The following is a 14,456-nucleotide window of genomic DNA, read 5'->3' as shown; positions in this document are numbered from 1 at the left end:
AACCACGCCGGTTGAGCGAACAATCACGCGCCTATCCACCGGAGCCTTTGCCATGCACCACGTTGCGCTGATCGTCCATCCTCATTTCCAGTCGATGTGCCTGTCGCTGGGCTCGGTGTTCGAATGCGCCAACCTGCTGCGCGGCGAGGCGGCCTATCGCTTTTCCCTGGTGTCGCAGAGCGGCGGGCTGGTGATGTCATCCGAGGGGTTTGCCGTCGAGACCCAGCCCATGCAGTCCGGTGCTTACGACACACTGATCATTAGCGGTTTCCTTGAGGTGGAAACGCCCCCGCCAGGCCTGCTGCACTGCCTGGCCAAGGCGGCCGCGGACTCCCGCCGCGTGGCGGCGCTGTGCACCGGCATCTTCGTGCTGGCCGAAGCGGGCCTGCTGGCCGGCCGTCGCGCCACCACCCATTGGCTGCACGCGCCAGCGTTCAACAAGCGCTACCCGGATATCGCGCTGGAGGATAACCGCCTGTTCGTTGTCGATGGCCAGGTCTGGACCGGGGCCGGCATGAGCGCCGGCACCGACATGGCACTGGCGATGGTCGAAAACGACCTGGGCCGCGACCTGGCACGCCAGGTCGCGCACAAGCTGGTGATGTCCGAACGGCGCAGCGGCGAGCACCCGCAATGCTCGGCGCTGCTGGCGCTGGAGCCCCGCTCCGACCGGATACAACTGGCCCTGGCCTACGCCCGCGAGAACCTGCGCAGCAACCTGTCGGTAGAAGCACTGGCCGAGGTGGCGCGGCTCAGCCCGCGGCAATTCAGCCGGGTGTTTCGCGAGCAGACCGGCGAAACCCCGGCCAAAGGCGTCGAGAAGCTCAGGGTGGAAGCCGCGCGGGTGCTGCTGGAAACCAGTCACCACCCGCTGGAAGTGATCGCCCACGAAACCGGCTTCGGCGACCGTGAACGCCTGCGCCAGGCGTTCCTCAGGGCCTTTGGCAAAGCGCCGCAAGCCCTGCGCAAGGGGGCGGCTGCCAGCGTCTGAGGCGATGGACAGACGTCCGTCGAGGCCACCCCAAAGCCGTCGCTGACTAGTTCTGATAACGCAGGGTGACAGCGAAATTGCGTGGTTCGCCGTAATAGTTTCCGGTGTCCTCACTGAAAATCGCCGTGTAGTACTTCTCGTCAAAAACGTTGTTGAGGTTCAACTGCACGCTCAGGTTCCGATCGATTCGGTAGTTGGCGTTCAGGTCTACCAGGTTGTAGGCGCTCTGCGAGAGATTGTTCAGGTACAGCTTGCTCTGATGGTAGAAGCTGGTACCCACTCGCCATTGCTCCAGCTCGCCTGGCAACTGGTAGGTGGTGGCGGCCTTGAACAGTCGCTGCGGCGAATTCTCCGTGCCGTAGGTGTCCCCCTTTTTCGTCCCTGCCACGTATTTCGGATGACTGTAGGTGTACCCCATCGAAGCATTCCAACCAGGCGTCAGCTCGCCGGAAACCTCGGCATCGAACCCGCGGTTTCGCACCTTGGCACCCTCGACATAGCAGCGCGCGTTGCGCGCTGGCCCGCATACGCGTCCAGCCTCGGGAACCACCTGGGGCAGTCCGCTCTGGTCCACCTGGAAGAGCGCCAGGGCCGTATTCAACCTGCCGTCGAACAGCTCGTTTTTCACACCGACTTCGTAGTTGCTGCCCGTCGTCGGCTCCAGCAGCTTGTTGTCGACGCTGTAGTTGCTTTGCATCTTGTAGATCTCGGTGTAGCTGGCGTAGACCGAGGTGTTGTCATTGACGTCATAGACGACGCCGCCGTAGGGAATCACCTTGCGGTTTTCCTTGAAGCGGTCGGTCTCCCACGGGCCTTGAGTGTCGTAGTCGACCCAGCTCAAGCGGCTGCCGAGAATGACGTGCAGGTCATCCCGCGGGTTGAGGCGAGTGGCGGCGTAGATTCCCTTGTCCTTGCGCACATGCCGGCTGGGCGTCAGGGCGCCGACTATCTGCGGTTTCGGGAATGTCGAGGTGTCGAAGTCGAGAATGTCGACCGTAGGGTTCACGCTGGCCGAACCGGTGACGTACTGCAGCCGGTCGCGCCGCATGTTCGTGCCGATCACCAGTTCATGTTTCTGCCCGAACAGGGTGAATGCGCCGTTGAGCGCGGCATCGAGATTGATCTGCTCGTCATCGTAACGGGCGCTGTTGGGCCAGTACTGCAGGGTCGAATCAGTGGCGTAGGTGTGATAGCCGACCTGGGCAAGAAAGTCGGCATTGGACCAGATCAGGTTGGTGGCGACGGTGAGGTTCCAGTCCTCGTTGAAGCTGTGCTTGATATCGGCGAACAGGTTGCGGTTGATCTTGTCCAGGTAGGCCCACTTTCCAGCGAACGATGTGGAACGCGAGAAGTTGTAAGGGCTGCCATCCAGGTGGGTCGGCAAACCGCCCCAGTCGTATCCGCCGTTATTGTCCTTCTGGAACGACGCCCCCAGCGTCACCGTGGTGGCGTCACTGAGATCGGCTTCGCCGATGGCGTAGAACAGCTGGTTATCCTTGTCAGCGTAGTCCTGGTAGCTATTGCGGTTGTTGTACATCAGCACCGTTCGGCCACGCAGGGTGCCCTCTGCGTTCAGCGGGCCGCCGACGTCGAGCTGGGTGCGGTAGTTGTCCCACGACCCGGCGCCTATTTCCGCCTTGAGCTGGTAATCACGGGTCGGTCGCTTGCGCACCATGTTGATCGCCGCAGACGGATTACCGGCGCCCTGCATCAGGCCGTTCGCGCCTCGAACAATCTCCACCCGGTCATACATGGCCATGTTGTTCACGGACATGACGTCCATCGAAAAGCTTTCCGTGACGCTGCTCGGCAAGCCATCGAACTGCAGGTCGTCGACCAGGAATCCTCGCGAGTAGTAAAGCGGTCGCTCCGTACCGAACCCCTTGACCGTGCTGATCCCTGTGGCTGCCTTGGCAACGTCCTCCAGGGACTGCATGTTCTGATCGTCCATCTGTTGCCGGCTGACGACGCTGACGGACTGCGGTGTTTCACGCAGCGACAGCCCCAGGCGTGTTGCCGTGCTGGTGAGGCCCGTGGTGTAGGAGCCGGTTCCTTCGGTGGTCATGCCCAGGCTCTCACCGGTAATGCTGGTAGCGCCCAGTTGCAGCGTCGAACCGGCCTCGGTGCGGGGCGCGATCACCCAGTTGTCGCCTGCCTGCATGGCCTCCAGTCCACTGTCGGCCAACAGTTGGGCAAAGCCCTGTTCGACGCTGAAGCGGCCTTGCAAGCCGCGGCTGTACCGGCCCTCGGTCAGCGCCGCGTCGAACGACAGCAGCACCCCGGACTCGCGGGCAAAACGGTTCAAGGTCATCACCAGGGTGCCGGGGGCGATGTCGTAGACGCGACCGGCCTGCTCGGCATGGGCCTGGGCGTACGGCGCCCACAGCGGCGCCAGCAGCGCGCCATGCAGGACGATGGCGCTGCCGAGCAGCAGCGGCGTGAGGTGTTTTCGGCGTGGGAGTGGGCAGATTGTCGTTCTAGGCATGACAGCTCCTTCAAATGCCTGTTTGGGCGGTTTTCAGGAGAGCTCGAACGAGAACGGCCAATCCGACAATGCGCCACTGACTTTTTTTCACGCGGTGCTTCAGCCGGCCGGGGTGAGCCTGACCCAGAAGCGCGTCCAGCTATTGACCTTGAGCTTCAGCGCTTGGGCAATCGCCGCCAGGGCGCGGTCGGTGTCGTCCAGCGGATACACCCCTGCCAGGCGCAGCCCGGCCACGTCGTCGCTGCAACTCAACACGCCCGGACGGTAGCGCTGGAGTTCCTCCAGGGCGCGGCGCAACGGCCAACCGTCGAGCACCAGTTGCCCCTCGCGCCATGCCGTGCGGGACAGGTCGGCCGGATGCGGCGCGGCCAGCGTGTCATTGTCGAAGGCCAGGGCCATTCCGGCGTCGACCCGCACCTCACGATCGCTAGCCGCATTGCGCACCGCAACGGCATGCTCGATCACGCTCAGCTCGGTGCGTTCGGCATGCAGGCGCACGGTGAACTGGGTGCCCAGGGCGCGCATGTCGCCATGCACCGTGCGTACCCGCAGCGGGCGCGGGTCGTGGCCGCTGACGACGGCGATCTCACCCTCGACCAGGACGATCAGGCGCTGCTCGACGCTGTAGCGGATATCGACGGCAGACGCGGTATTGAGGGTCAGCAGCGTGCCATCGTCGAGGGTCAGGCTGCGCCGCTCCCCCGTGGCCGTGCGCATATCGGCCAGCCACAGCGGCGACTCGCGGTAGCCGGTCCAGGCCACCCCCGCCACGCCTAGACCGAGCACCAGCCCCTTGAGCACGCTACGCCGTCCAGGCTCGATCTGCCCTGCTGCGAGGGCGTGGCGCGCCAGCGGACCGGGTACGCCAAGCAGACCGGCCTGTAACTGCTGCAGACGCGACCAGGCCCAGCCGTGCACCGGGGATTGGTCGAGCCAGGCTTGCCACTGCCTGCGGGTTTCAGCGCAGTCAGGGGCGCCGTGAAAACGCGCATGCCACTGCGCCGCCTCGCGCAGGGCCTGGCGTTGCGCCGAAGGGTTCATAGCTGCGCATCGAAGGCGAACAACAGGCAGCGCTCCGTCGCCTTGGCCATGTACTTGGTTACCGAACTGACCGACACGCCGAGACGCTGTGCCACCTCCGGATAGGTCAGACCATCCAGTTGCACGTAGAGGAAGGTGTCGCGCACGTTGCGACCCAGTCCATCGAGCATGGTGTTCAGTTGCATCAAGGTTTCCAGCATCAGCAGGCGTTGCTCGGGCGAACACTCCTCGAGCAACGGCTGGCTGGCGAGGAATTCCAGGTACGCCTGCTCCAGGTTGCGCCGACGCAACTGGTCGATCATCACCCGCCGCGCCACCGTGGCCAGGAAGCTGCGGGGCTCCGCCAGGGGCTGGCGCAACGCGCTGCTGATCAGGCGCAGGAAGGTGTCCTGGGTGATATCGGCGGCATGCTCGGCATCCCCCAGGCGCCGACGGATCCAGCCCTGCAACCATTGGCTGTGGTCGCGATACAGGGCGTGCATGTCTTCACCGGGAGAGGATGCGGGCGGCGGCGTGTAGGACACCTGGATGTTCCTGAGTGGAAAGTGCGGATAAGAATTGATCGCAATTATAGGGTTGTGACAAAGCTTTGCAACGAGCAAAGGAACCGAGCTTCGACGCTGCCTGGTCGCACTTCCAGCCTGCGCCCTCGCCGACAGCCCTTCGTCGGGGAAGACCATAAAACATATAGCGAATCATTCTTGTTCGCTATCATGCTACTGTTTGGCCATGCTTCTCCGGCCAAGCTCCTTTGGCCCAAGACGCTCCTATCACCATCCAGCAGGCCCGCACATGCCCAACTTTCCCCGCAACAACACCTTGAAGTCCGTCTGGCTACCCATCGGCCTGATCGCGAGCTTCGCTTCTCCGCTTGCCGTGGCGCAAACGCCCTCGCCTGTGCCGGCGCAGGAGGCGCAACCGACTGGGTCCGCCAGCGACCAGGGTACCGTGCTGGAATTGCAGCAGACCTCGATCTCGGCCAGCGCCGACGCCTCGCGGGACGGCCTGACGCCGGAGTACGAGGGCGGCCAGGTGGCCCGTGGCGGGCGGGTCGGGATCCTGGGCAACAAGGACTACATGGAGACGCCGTTCACCTCCACCTCCTACACCAACCAGCTGATCCAGGACCAGCAGGCCCACAGCGTCGCGGACATCCTGCAGAACGACCCGTCGGTGCGCATCGCCCGTGGCTTCGGCAACTTCCAGGAGCTGTACATGATGCGCGGCTTCCCGCTGTTCTCCGATGACATCGCCTACAACGGCCTGTACGGACTGCTGCCCCGTCAGTACGTGGCCTCCGAGTTCATCGAGCGGGTGGAAGTATTCCGCGGCGCCAGCGCCTTCCTCAATGGCGCAGCACCAGGCGGCACCGGGATCGGCGGGGCGATCAACATCCTGCCCAAGCGTGCGCCGAACGAGCCACTCACCCGACTGACCGTGGGTGCGGAAAACAACGGCTTCGGTACCGTCGCGGCGGATGTGGCACGCCGTTTTGGCGAGGAAGACCGCTTCGGCGTGCGGGTCAACGCGGCCAAGCGCGGCGGCGAAACCTCGGTGGACGACCAGGATCGCAACCTGGACATGTTCGCCCTCGGCCTCGATTACCAGGGCGATCGCCTGCGCCTGTCTGCCGATATCGGCCACCAGTACCACTTCATCGACAACCCGCTGCCGAGCGTCACCCCGACCGGCGCGGTGCCCAGCGCGCCGGATGCGGACAAGAACTACGGCCAATCCTGGACCTACTCGAAAGAGAAGCAGACCTTTGGCACCTTCCGCGCGGAATACGACCTGTCGGACGCCGTGACCACCTGGGCAGCCATCGGCATGCGCAAGGGCGAGGAAAAGAACGTGCTGGCCAACCCCTCCTCCAACGGCGCGGGCGTGACCAGTTCGAGCCGCTTCGACAACTACCGCGAAGAAACCGTGACCACCGGCGAAGTGGGCATGCGCTTCGACCTGCAGACCGGTCCGGTTTCCCATCAGTGGGTGGTTTCCGGGTCGATGTACGACACCAAGGACCGCAACGCCTGGGCCGGTAACTTCAGCGGATTCGCCGGCGATCTCTACGATCCTGTCGATGTTGCCAAGCCGGACAACGTCAGCTTCAGCGGCTCCATGTCCGACCCGCACATCACCGCCCGGACCCACACGCAAAGTCTCGCCATCGCCGACACCCTGGGCTTCTTCGACGACCAGTTGCTGGTCACCCTGGGCGCCCGCCGCCAGGGCATGGACGTGACCGGCTACGACTACAACACCGGCGACAAGACCTCGAAGTACAACCGCTACGAAACCACCCCGGTCGCCGGTGTGGTGTATCAGCTCAACGAGCAGTTCTCGGTGTATGCCAACTACATCGAAGGCCTGACCAAGGGCGATACCGCCGGCGCCACCACCACCCTGCCTGACGGCTCGACGGCCCCCGTACTCAACGCCGGCGCATCGCTGGCCCCCTACGTCGCCAAGCAGACCGAGATCGGCCTGAAGTACGACGGTGGCGGCCTCGGCGGCAGCCTTGCGGTGTTCGAGACGCGCAAGCCGGTGGGCATCGTCGAGGACCAGGTGTTCAAGGACGGCGGCGAGCAACGTAACCGGGGCGTCGAGTTGTCACTGTTCGGCGAGCCGATGCAGGGTGTCCGCCTGCTGGGCGGGGTAACGCTGCTGGATGCCGAACTGACCAAGACCCAGAACGGCGAAAACGATGGCAACGAACCGATCGGCGTACCCAGGACCCAGGCCAATATCGGCGGCGAGTGGGATGTGCCAGGCATCGATGGCCTGACCCTGACCAGCCGCGTGGTCTACACCAGCCGTCAGTACGTCAACAACGACAACAACCTCGACATCCCGTCCTGGACCCGCCTGGACCTCGGTGCGCGCTATGGCTTCAAGGTCGACGACAAGGATGTGACCCTGCGGGCGCGCCTGGATAACGTGGCCGGTCGCGACTACTGGGCTTCCACCGGCGGCTATCCGGGGTCGAACTACCTGGTACTGGGCGCGCCACGCACGCTTTCGGTGAGCGCTTCGGTCGATTTCTGAAGCTTTCTGCTCCTCTCTCGTCACCAGGGCCGCTTTGCGGCCCTTCTTCTTTTCGGCAAGTGCCAGACGATCAACATACAGATTGGTCTGTTCCTTGCTCTGTTACAGGCAAGCCGACGGTGATCGGCACCAAGGATCACACTGCCGCCCTGGCGTTATCCGGATACTGCAGCGGCCATCCGCCAACTGCAGTCACCCCGGGCCAGAACGGTGCAGCCCTGATCGCCTGTGTAACGAGAGGTGACAATGATCTCCAACGAACCAAGCCTTGTGAGCGGTGCGTGCTTCAGCGAACTGGAACTTTTCGCCGAGCAGAACCTGTTGTTCCTGCATTACGACCTCGACAGCGTGCGCAGCAGTGTCGGGCGGATCTTCAAGCCTCATGACCTGACCGCCGTGCGCAGCGGCGAAACGGTGGCGGCGAGCATGCACCATGTGGCGCGCGGCGGCCTGTCGCTGGGCCGCCTGGAATACGCCACCGAGGTGGATATCGACCCCGGGCGGCTGGAGGATTTCTACCTGATCCAGATTCCCATCCACGGCGGCGCGAACATCCGCTGCGAGGGTGTCGAATTCGACTCGTCGCCCCATGTGGCGTCGCTGCTATCGCCCACCCTGCCCGCGCGCATGCGCTGGCAGGCCGGCGCGCCGCAACTGACCTTGCGCATCGAGCAGGCCGACATGGCCTACCACTGCCGCCAGCACATCCCCCAGGCCAGCCAGCGCCTGCCGCAGTTCGACCCGCGCCTGGACTTCTCCCGGGCCGGCGCCGCCTACTTCCTGCAGTTGCTCAACACCCTGGTCAATGCCCTCGGCAGCGCCGAGCACCCGTTGCACCAGCCGCTGGTGCTCAAGCAGTTCGAATCGGCGCTGCTCAATTCACTGCTGTATGGGCAGCCCCATAGCGCCCTGGACAACCTCGACCGCCCGGCGGAAAAGAACATCTCGCCGTACTTCATCAAGCGCACCGAGGCCTATATCCGCGAACACCTGCACGAGCCACTCAGCGTCGAATCGCTGGCCGAGCAGGCCGGGGTCAGCGTGCGTACCCTGTTCGCCGGTTTCCGCAGCTTCCGCAACACCAGCCCGATGGCCTACCTGCGCGAACTGCGCCTGGAGCAGGTGCACGAGGAACTGACCCGTAACGAGCAGGCGTCGGTGACCGATGTGGCGTTCAAATGGGGCTTTGCCCATTTGGGGCGGTTTGCCCAGGAGTACAAGCGGCGGTATGGGGAATTGCCGTCGGCGACGCGGCGGTTTCGGGCTTCTTGAGACGGCGGCTGCTTGACAATGGACTCGTGGGAGCGAGCTTGCTCGCGAAGGACCGCACAGCGGTCCCCAAGGATGTGTGCTGGATGGTTTTGGGGCCGCAACGCGGCCCTTCGCGACGGTTCGGCGCTCCGACAAGCTCGCTCCCACGGTGTCTGCACAGCAGTCTGTCGATACCTCACCGCACCCGCGCCAAAGTAGCCGACGGCGACTCGCCAAACACCTTGCGATAGTCACTGGCAAACCGCCCCAGATGCCCGAACCCCCACTCCAGCGCCACGCTGGAGACGCTGGCCGAGGCGCCGCAATTCAACAGGGCACTGCGTGCTGCGCTGAGCCGGTGATGCTTGAGATAGGCCATCGGCGTCAACCCATGATGACGACGAAACGCATCATAGAGTTTCTCCCGCGAGACCCCCGCCACCTGCTCGACATCCTCCAGCCGCAACACCTCGCGGGCATGCTCGTGGAGAAACTGCCGGGCCCGCACCAGGTACTCGGGAAAACGCTCCTGCCCGCCCCGCTCCAGCTCCGCCGTGTAGTTGCTCGGCTGGGCCAGCAGCAGGCCGCGGATCAGCAAGCTCTCCATGTCCCGGGCCAGGCGTGGCTGGCCATACAGCGCACTCATCTGCGGCCAGTGGTCGAGCACCTGGCGTATGCTCGACCACCAGGCCGCCACCACCGCACACCCGGTGTCCATCTCCGCGCGAAAGCGGATCGGCTCGCCCAGCGGCCGCTGCAACAGCGCCTCGGCCACCTCCTCCAGGGCCTGGCGACGGATCACCACCTGGAGCTTTTCGCAGTCGCCGCCCAGCTCCAGCGAGTGCGCCTCCTGGGGTGACACCACCAGGCCGCAGGCCACGTCGGAACGCACCTGGGCCCGGCCACTGCGCAGGCGCTGGCGGCCGCGCAACGGCAGGCTGATGCTGTAGGCGTCGAGAGAGCGGATATCGATACTCACCGCCGTGCCGTAGGCAATGCGCCCGAGCACCGTACCCAGGGCCGGCAGGCGCGTGCCCAGGTGGCTGAAGCAGAGCTGCTCGGGGTGGCGCGAGCGCAACTGGTGCGGGCCGCAGATCTCGCTCATCCATTGCTGGGCCTGGCCCAGTTCGGCGCAGCGGTTGTCCAGGGTGGCAGCGTGCATGGGACCTCTCCCTTCTATGCGGTGGCGTGCCTCGATTGTCCGGGGCGACATGGCCTCGCCACTATCCATTTTGTGCAGCTATTTGTCCTCGTCCCATCCGCCGGCTGCAACGGCGCAAGAAATGGCTGATCAACGCCCACTAAGTGGCTAGAGCGCCCCCGCCGCCAGCGCTTCAATCCGGCACAGAATCCCAACAACGAGGACCGCCTGATGAGTGCCCGCAGCCTGAGCCAATGGCAAGACTACATCCAGGGTTGCCTGGATTTCCGCCCCGTCGAGGGGGTCTACCGGATCGCCCGCGATATCTTCACCGAGCCGGAACTGTTCGACCTGGAGATGGAGCTGATCTTCGAGAAGCAGTGGATCTACGCCTGCCACGAAAGCGAAATCGCCCAGCCCAACGACTTCATGACCATGCGCGCCGGCCGCCAGCCGATGATCATCACCCGCGACGGCAACGGCGAGTTGCATGCGCTGATCAACGCCTGCCAGCACCGTGGCGCCACCCTGACCCGCCAGGGTTCGGGCAACCAGTCGACCTTCACCTGCCCGTTCCATGCCTGGTGCTACAAAAGCGACGGCCGCCTGGTCAAGGTCAAGGCCCCCGGCGAGTACCCGGAAGGCTTCGACAAGGCCACCCGCGGCCTGCGCAAGGCGCGGATCCAGAGCTACAAGGGCTTCGTCTTCATCAGCCTCGACAGCCAGGCCAGCGACTCGCTGGAAGACTTCCTCGGCGATGCACGGATCTTCTTCGACATGATGGTCGCCCAGTCGCCCACCGGTGAACTCGAAGTGCTGCCGGGCAAGTCGGCCTACACCTACGACGGCAACTGGAAGCTGCAAAACGAGAACGGCCTGGACGGTTACCACGTGTCCACCGTGCACTACAACTACGTGTCCACGGTGCAGCACCGCCAGCAGGTCAACGCGGAAAAAGGCGGCGCTGGCAGCACCCTCGACTACAGCAAGCTCGGCGCCGGCGATGCCGAGACCGACGACGGCTGGTTCAGCTTCAACAACGGCCACAGCCTGCTGTTCAGCGACATGCCCAACCCCACCGTGCGCCCCGGCTATGCCAGCGTCATGCCGCGCCTGGTGGAGGAATACGGCCAGGTCCGCGCCGAGTGGATGATGCACCGCCTGCGCAACCTGAACATCTACCCCAGCCTGTTCTTCATGGACCAGATCAGCTCGCAGTTGCGCATCGTCCGCCCGGTCGCATGGAACAAGACCGAGGTGATCAGCCAGTGCATCGGGGTCAAGGGCGAGTCGGCCGCCGACCGGCGCAACCGCATCCGCCAGTTCGAGGATTTCTTCAACGTCTCGGGCATGGGCACGCCGGACGACCTGGTGGAGTTCCGCGAGCAGCAGCGCGGCTTCCAGGCGCGCCTTGAGCGCTGGAGCGATATTTCCCGCGGCCAGCACCGCTGGGTCGACGGCATCACCGCCAACAGCGAGGCACTGGGCATTCGTCCGGTCCTGACCGGTAGCGAATTCACCCACGAAGGGCTCTACGTCAACCAGCACGGCACCTGGCAGCGCCTGCTGCTCGAAGGCCTGGCCCGCCGCGCCTTGCAACCCAAGGAGGTCCAGGCATGAACAGCGCCCTGCACTACGCCATCGAACAATTCCTGATCCGCAAGGCCGAACTGTGCGACGCCCAGGACTGGGACGCCTACCTGGAGCTGTTCGACGCCGACAGCGAGTACCACCTGCCGCAGTGGATCAGCGAGCACCGCTATGTCGAAGACCCGGACCAGGGCCTGTCGTACATCTACTACGCCGACCGCTCCGGCCTGGAAGACCGGGTGTTCCGCCTGCGCACCGGCAAGTCGGCCGCGTCCACGCCACTGCCCCGCACCCTGCACCAGGTCACTAACCTGCGGGTCCGCGAGCTGGGTGACGGCGAGTACGAAGCCAAGGTGGCCTGGCACACCCTGTACGCCCGCCAGGGTGCCCACGGCAACTTCTTCGGCCATGCCACCTACCGCCTGCGCCAGGTCGGCGAGGACTTCCGCATCCGCCGCAAGCATGTGCTGCTGCTCAACGACACCATCGACTCCGTGCTCGACTTCTACCACCTCTGAGGGCCGCCGCCATGACCCACAACGTTGCCCTCAGCTTTGCCGACGGCAAGACCTTCTTCATCACCGTCAAACCCGCCGAGCTGCTGCTCGATGCCGCGCTGCGCCAGGGCATCAGCCTGCCGCTGGACTGCCGCGAAGGCGTCTGCGGCACCTGCCAGGGCCGCTGCGAGGCCGGCCGCTATGAACAGGAATACGTCGACGACGAAGCCCTCAGCGCCCGCGACCTGGCCGAGCGCAAGGTGCTCGCCTGCCAGACCCGGGTGCAGTCCGACGCGACCTTCTATTTCGACCACGACTCCAGCCACTGCCATGCCGGCGAGCCGTTGCTGCTGCGCAGCCAGGTGACCGGGGTCGAGCTGGTTTCGGCCAGCACAGCAATCCTGCACCTGGATGCCGGCGAGCAGCCGGACACCCTGCACTTCCTGCCCGGCCAGTACGCCCGGCTACAGGTGCCCGGCACCGACCAATGGCGCGCCTACTCCTTCGCCAACCGGCCCAACCCCGGCAACCAGTTGCAGTTCCTGATCCGCCTGCTGCCGGACGGGGTGATGAGCAATTTCCTCCGCGAGCAGTGCAAGCCGGGCATGGAAATGCAGCTGGAGGCGCCGCTGGGCAGTTTCTACCTGCGGCAAGTGGAACGGCCGCTGGTGATGGTGGCTGGTGGCACCGGGCTGTCGGCTTTCCTCGGCATGCTCGACGAGATTGCCGAGCGTGGCGACTGCGCCTATCCGATCCAGTTGTTCTACGGCGTCAACCAGGAGGCCGACCTGTGCGAGATGGCCCGCCTGGAAGCCCTCGGCCAACGCCTGCCCGGCTTCGAGTTCACCCCGGTGATCAGCCAGCCCGGCGCCGACTGGAACGGCCGCCGCGGCTATATCCACGAGCACTTCGACCGCGAACGCCTGGCTGCCACGCCGTTCGACATGTACCTGTGCGGCCCGCCGCCGATGGTCGAGGCGGTGAAAGGCTGGGTCGCCGAACAGACCCCGGACGGGGTGCAGATCTACGCCGAGAAATTCCTGCAAAGCGCTACCCGACGTTGACCATGGATATCTAACCCACGAAACGACAGGACGCCGCGTACCTGTGGGAGCGGCTGTTAGCCGCGAATGGGCGCGAAGCGGCCATAAAAGCTGTGCCCTCGGTGTGTCAGACAAACATGGGACTCAGGTTTTACGACGGCTACGCCGCCGTTCGCGGCTAAAGCCGCTCCCACAGGGTCCGCGCTGCACCACACCAGAGATGTGCAGACCCATACGACGTTGAACCCCGAACAATCACAACAAGAGAGGCAAACACCATGACCGTAGCCATTTCCCAACAGGCCGAGGTACAGCAGTTCTTCGAACAGGCTGCCGGCTACCGCAACGACGACGGCAACCCGCGCATGAAGCGCATCGTCCTGCGGGTCTTGCAGGACGCCGCGCGGCTGATCGAGGAGTTGCAGATCAGCGACGACGAGTTCTGGACCGCCGTCGACTACCTCAACCGTCTTGGCGGGCAGAACGAAGCCGGGCTGCTGGTGGCCGGGCTGGGCCTGGAGCACTTCCTCGACCTGCTCCACGACGCCCGCGACGCCGAGGCCGGCCAGGTCGGCGGCACCCCGCGGACCATCGAAGGGCCACTGTACGTGGCCGGCGCACCGTTGTCCGAGGGCGAGGCGCGGCTGGACGACGGCAGCGAGGATGGCCAGGCCACCCCGCTGTTCCTCGAAGGCCGGGTGCTGGACCTGGACGGCGCGCCGATCGCCGGCGCCATCGTCGACCTGTGGCAGGCCAACACCAAGGGCAACTACTCGTACTTCGACCAGAGCCAGTCCGAGTACAACCTGCGCCGGCGCATCGTCACCGACACCGAGGGCCGTTATCGCGCGCGCAGCATCGTGCCCAGTGGCTATGGCTGCAATCCCCAGGGCCCGACCCAGGAATGCCTCGACCAGCTCGGCCGCCACGGGCAACGGCCGGCGCATATCCACTTCTTCATCTCGGCGCCGGGGTATCGGCACCTGACCACCCAGATCAATTTGTCGGGGGATCAATACCTGTGGGACGACTTCGCCCATGCCACCCGGGACGGGCTGGTGGGTGAGGTGGTGATCCGCGAAGGTAGGGCTGATATGACTTTCGACTTCCAGCTGCAGCAGGCGGCCAGTGCCGGGGATGAGCAGCGCAGCGGGCGGCCACGGGCGTTGCAGGTGCAAGGCGCCTAGGCCTCATCGTCGGCAACGCCGACTCCCACAGGGATCTCGGCAAGCCACAGGATCTGTGTCCAGCACAGACCCTGTGGGAGCTGGCATTGCCAGCGATGAGGCCGGTCAAGACAAAGAGGTTGCCCGGTCCGACCTCATCGTCGGCAAGCCGACTCCCACAGGGGCCTCGGCAAGCCACAGGATCT

At 64.9% G+C, this 14,456-nt stretch carries 11 protein-coding genes; 7 read left to right on the top strand and 4 right to left on the bottom strand.

The window, feature by feature from the left end; genetic code table 11:
- Nucleotides 1–52: 52 nt before the first annotated feature.
- Entirely contained in the window at nucleotides 53–991 is a 939-nt protein-coding gene (locus ACODSK_RS21675) for a GlxA family transcriptional regulator (RefSeq protein WP_489019040.1), read from the top strand.
- A 46-nt stretch (nucleotides 992–1,037) separates the two neighbouring features.
- Here ACODSK_RS21675 and ACODSK_RS21670 read toward each other — a convergent pair whose 3' ends face one another.
- The 3 genes from ACODSK_RS21670 to ACODSK_RS21660 all read right to left on the bottom strand — a co-directional run bounded on the left by ACODSK_RS21670 (nucleotide 1,038) and on the right by ACODSK_RS21660 (nucleotide 5,041).
- Entirely contained in the window at nucleotides 1,038–3,476 is a 2,439-nt protein-coding gene (locus ACODSK_RS21670) for a TonB-dependent siderophore receptor (protein WP_489019039.1), read from the bottom strand.
- A 99-nt stretch (nucleotides 3,477–3,575) separates the two neighbouring features.
- Complete coding sequence (locus tag ACODSK_RS21665; RefSeq protein ID WP_489019037.1) at nucleotides 3,576–4,517, bottom strand: FecR domain-containing protein; 942 nt, start codon at nucleotides 4,515–4,517, stop codon at nucleotides 3,576–3,578.
- Nucleotides 4,514–5,041, bottom strand: coding sequence for a sigma-70 family RNA polymerase sigma factor (locus ACODSK_RS21660; RefSeq protein WP_489019036.1), 528 nt, complete (start codon nucleotides 5,039–5,041; stop codon nucleotides 4,514–4,516). The genes ACODSK_RS21665 and ACODSK_RS21660 overlap by 4 nt, the downstream gene beginning before the upstream one ends.
- Before the next feature lie 268 nt (nucleotides 5,042–5,309).
- On the opposite strand from ACODSK_RS21660, the gene ACODSK_RS21655 reads away from it, so the two are divergent.
- Both ACODSK_RS21655 and ACODSK_RS21650 read left to right on the top strand, forming a co-directional pair.
- Entirely contained in the window at nucleotides 5,310–7,562 is a 2,253-nt protein-coding gene (locus ACODSK_RS21655; protein WP_489019035.1) for a TonB-dependent receptor, read from the top strand.
- A gap of 246 nt (nucleotides 7,563–7,808) precedes the next feature.
- Entirely contained in the window at nucleotides 7,809–8,834 is a 1,026-nt protein-coding gene (locus ACODSK_RS21650; protein WP_489019033.1) for an AraC family transcriptional regulator, read from the top strand.
- A 175-nt stretch (nucleotides 8,835–9,009) separates the two neighbouring features.
- On the opposite strand, the gene ACODSK_RS21645 is transcribed toward ACODSK_RS21650, so the two are convergent.
- On the bottom strand, nucleotides 9,010–9,975 hold the full coding sequence (locus ACODSK_RS21645; RefSeq protein WP_489019031.1) for an AraC family transcriptional regulator: 966 nt from the start codon (nucleotides 9,973–9,975) through the stop codon (nucleotides 9,010–9,012).
- Between the two features lie 210 nt (nucleotides 9,976–10,185).
- Here ACODSK_RS21645 and antA point away from each other — a divergent pair, with 210 nt between their 5' ends.
- From antA to catA, 4 genes are all read left to right on the top strand, one after another.
- Nucleotides 10,186–11,574, top strand: coding sequence for an anthranilate 1,2-dioxygenase large subunit (gene antA, locus ACODSK_RS21640; protein ID WP_489019029.1), 1,389 nt, complete (start codon nucleotides 10,186–10,188; stop codon nucleotides 11,572–11,574).
- Nucleotides 11,571–12,062, top strand: a complete 492-nt coding sequence (gene antB, locus ACODSK_RS21635; RefSeq protein WP_489019028.1) for an anthranilate 1,2-dioxygenase small subunit — start codon at nucleotides 11,571–11,573, stop codon at nucleotides 12,060–12,062. The genes antA and antB overlap by 4 nt, the downstream gene beginning before the upstream one ends.
- An 11-nt stretch (nucleotides 12,063–12,073) precedes the next feature.
- Nucleotides 12,074–13,105 (top strand): anthranilate 1,2-dioxygenase electron transfer component AntC, encoded by a 1,032-nt coding sequence (gene antC / locus ACODSK_RS21630; RefSeq protein ID WP_489019026.1) that lies wholly within the window; start codon nucleotides 12,074–12,076, stop codon nucleotides 13,103–13,105.
- A 257-nt stretch (nucleotides 13,106–13,362) separates the two neighbouring features.
- Nucleotides 13,363–14,271, top strand: coding sequence for a catechol 1,2-dioxygenase (catA, locus tag ACODSK_RS21625; protein ID WP_489019025.1), 909 nt, complete (start codon nucleotides 13,363–13,365; stop codon nucleotides 14,269–14,271).
- Nucleotides 14,272–14,456 lie beyond the last annotated feature (185 nt).

The sequence above is a fragment of the Pseudomonas sp. FG98 genome (assembly GCF_057808595.1).
Note: the sequence above shows the minus strand (reverse complement) of the source record. Positions and strands in the feature narration are given on the sequence as shown.

Bases quoted from the DNA above. Each gene is read 5' to 3' on its own strand.
- ACODSK_RS21675 (WP_489019040.1), top strand. From the start codon at position 53: ATGCACCACGTTGCGCTGATCGTCCATCCTCATTTCCAGTCGATGTGC.
- ACODSK_RS21670 (WP_489019039.1), bottom strand. From the start codon at position 3,476: ATGCCTAGAACGACAATCTGCCCACTCCCACGCCGAAAACACCTCACG.
- ACODSK_RS21665 (WP_489019037.1), bottom strand. From the start codon at position 4,517: ATGAACCCTTCGGCGCAACGCCAGGCCCTGCGCGAGGCGGCGCAGTGG.
- ACODSK_RS21655 (WP_489019035.1), top strand. From the start codon at position 5,310: ATGCCCAACTTTCCCCGCAACAACACCTTGAAGTCCGTCTGGCTACCC.
- ACODSK_RS21650 (WP_489019033.1), top strand. From the start codon at position 7,809: ATGATCTCCAACGAACCAAGCCTTGTGAGCGGTGCGTGCTTCAGCGAA.
- ACODSK_RS21645 (WP_489019031.1), bottom strand. From the start codon at position 9,975: ATGCACGCTGCCACCCTGGACAACCGCTGCGCCGAACTGGGCCAGGCC.
- antA (WP_489019029.1), top strand. From the start codon at position 10,186: ATGAGTGCCCGCAGCCTGAGCCAATGGCAAGACTACATCCAGGGTTGC.
- antB (WP_489019028.1), top strand. From the start codon at position 11,571: ATGAACAGCGCCCTGCACTACGCCATCGAACAATTCCTGATCCGCAAG.
- antC (WP_489019026.1), top strand. From the start codon at position 12,074: ATGACCCACAACGTTGCCCTCAGCTTTGCCGACGGCAAGACCTTCTTC.
- catA (WP_489019025.1), top strand. From the start codon at position 13,363: ATGACCGTAGCCATTTCCCAACAGGCCGAGGTACAGCAGTTCTTCGAA.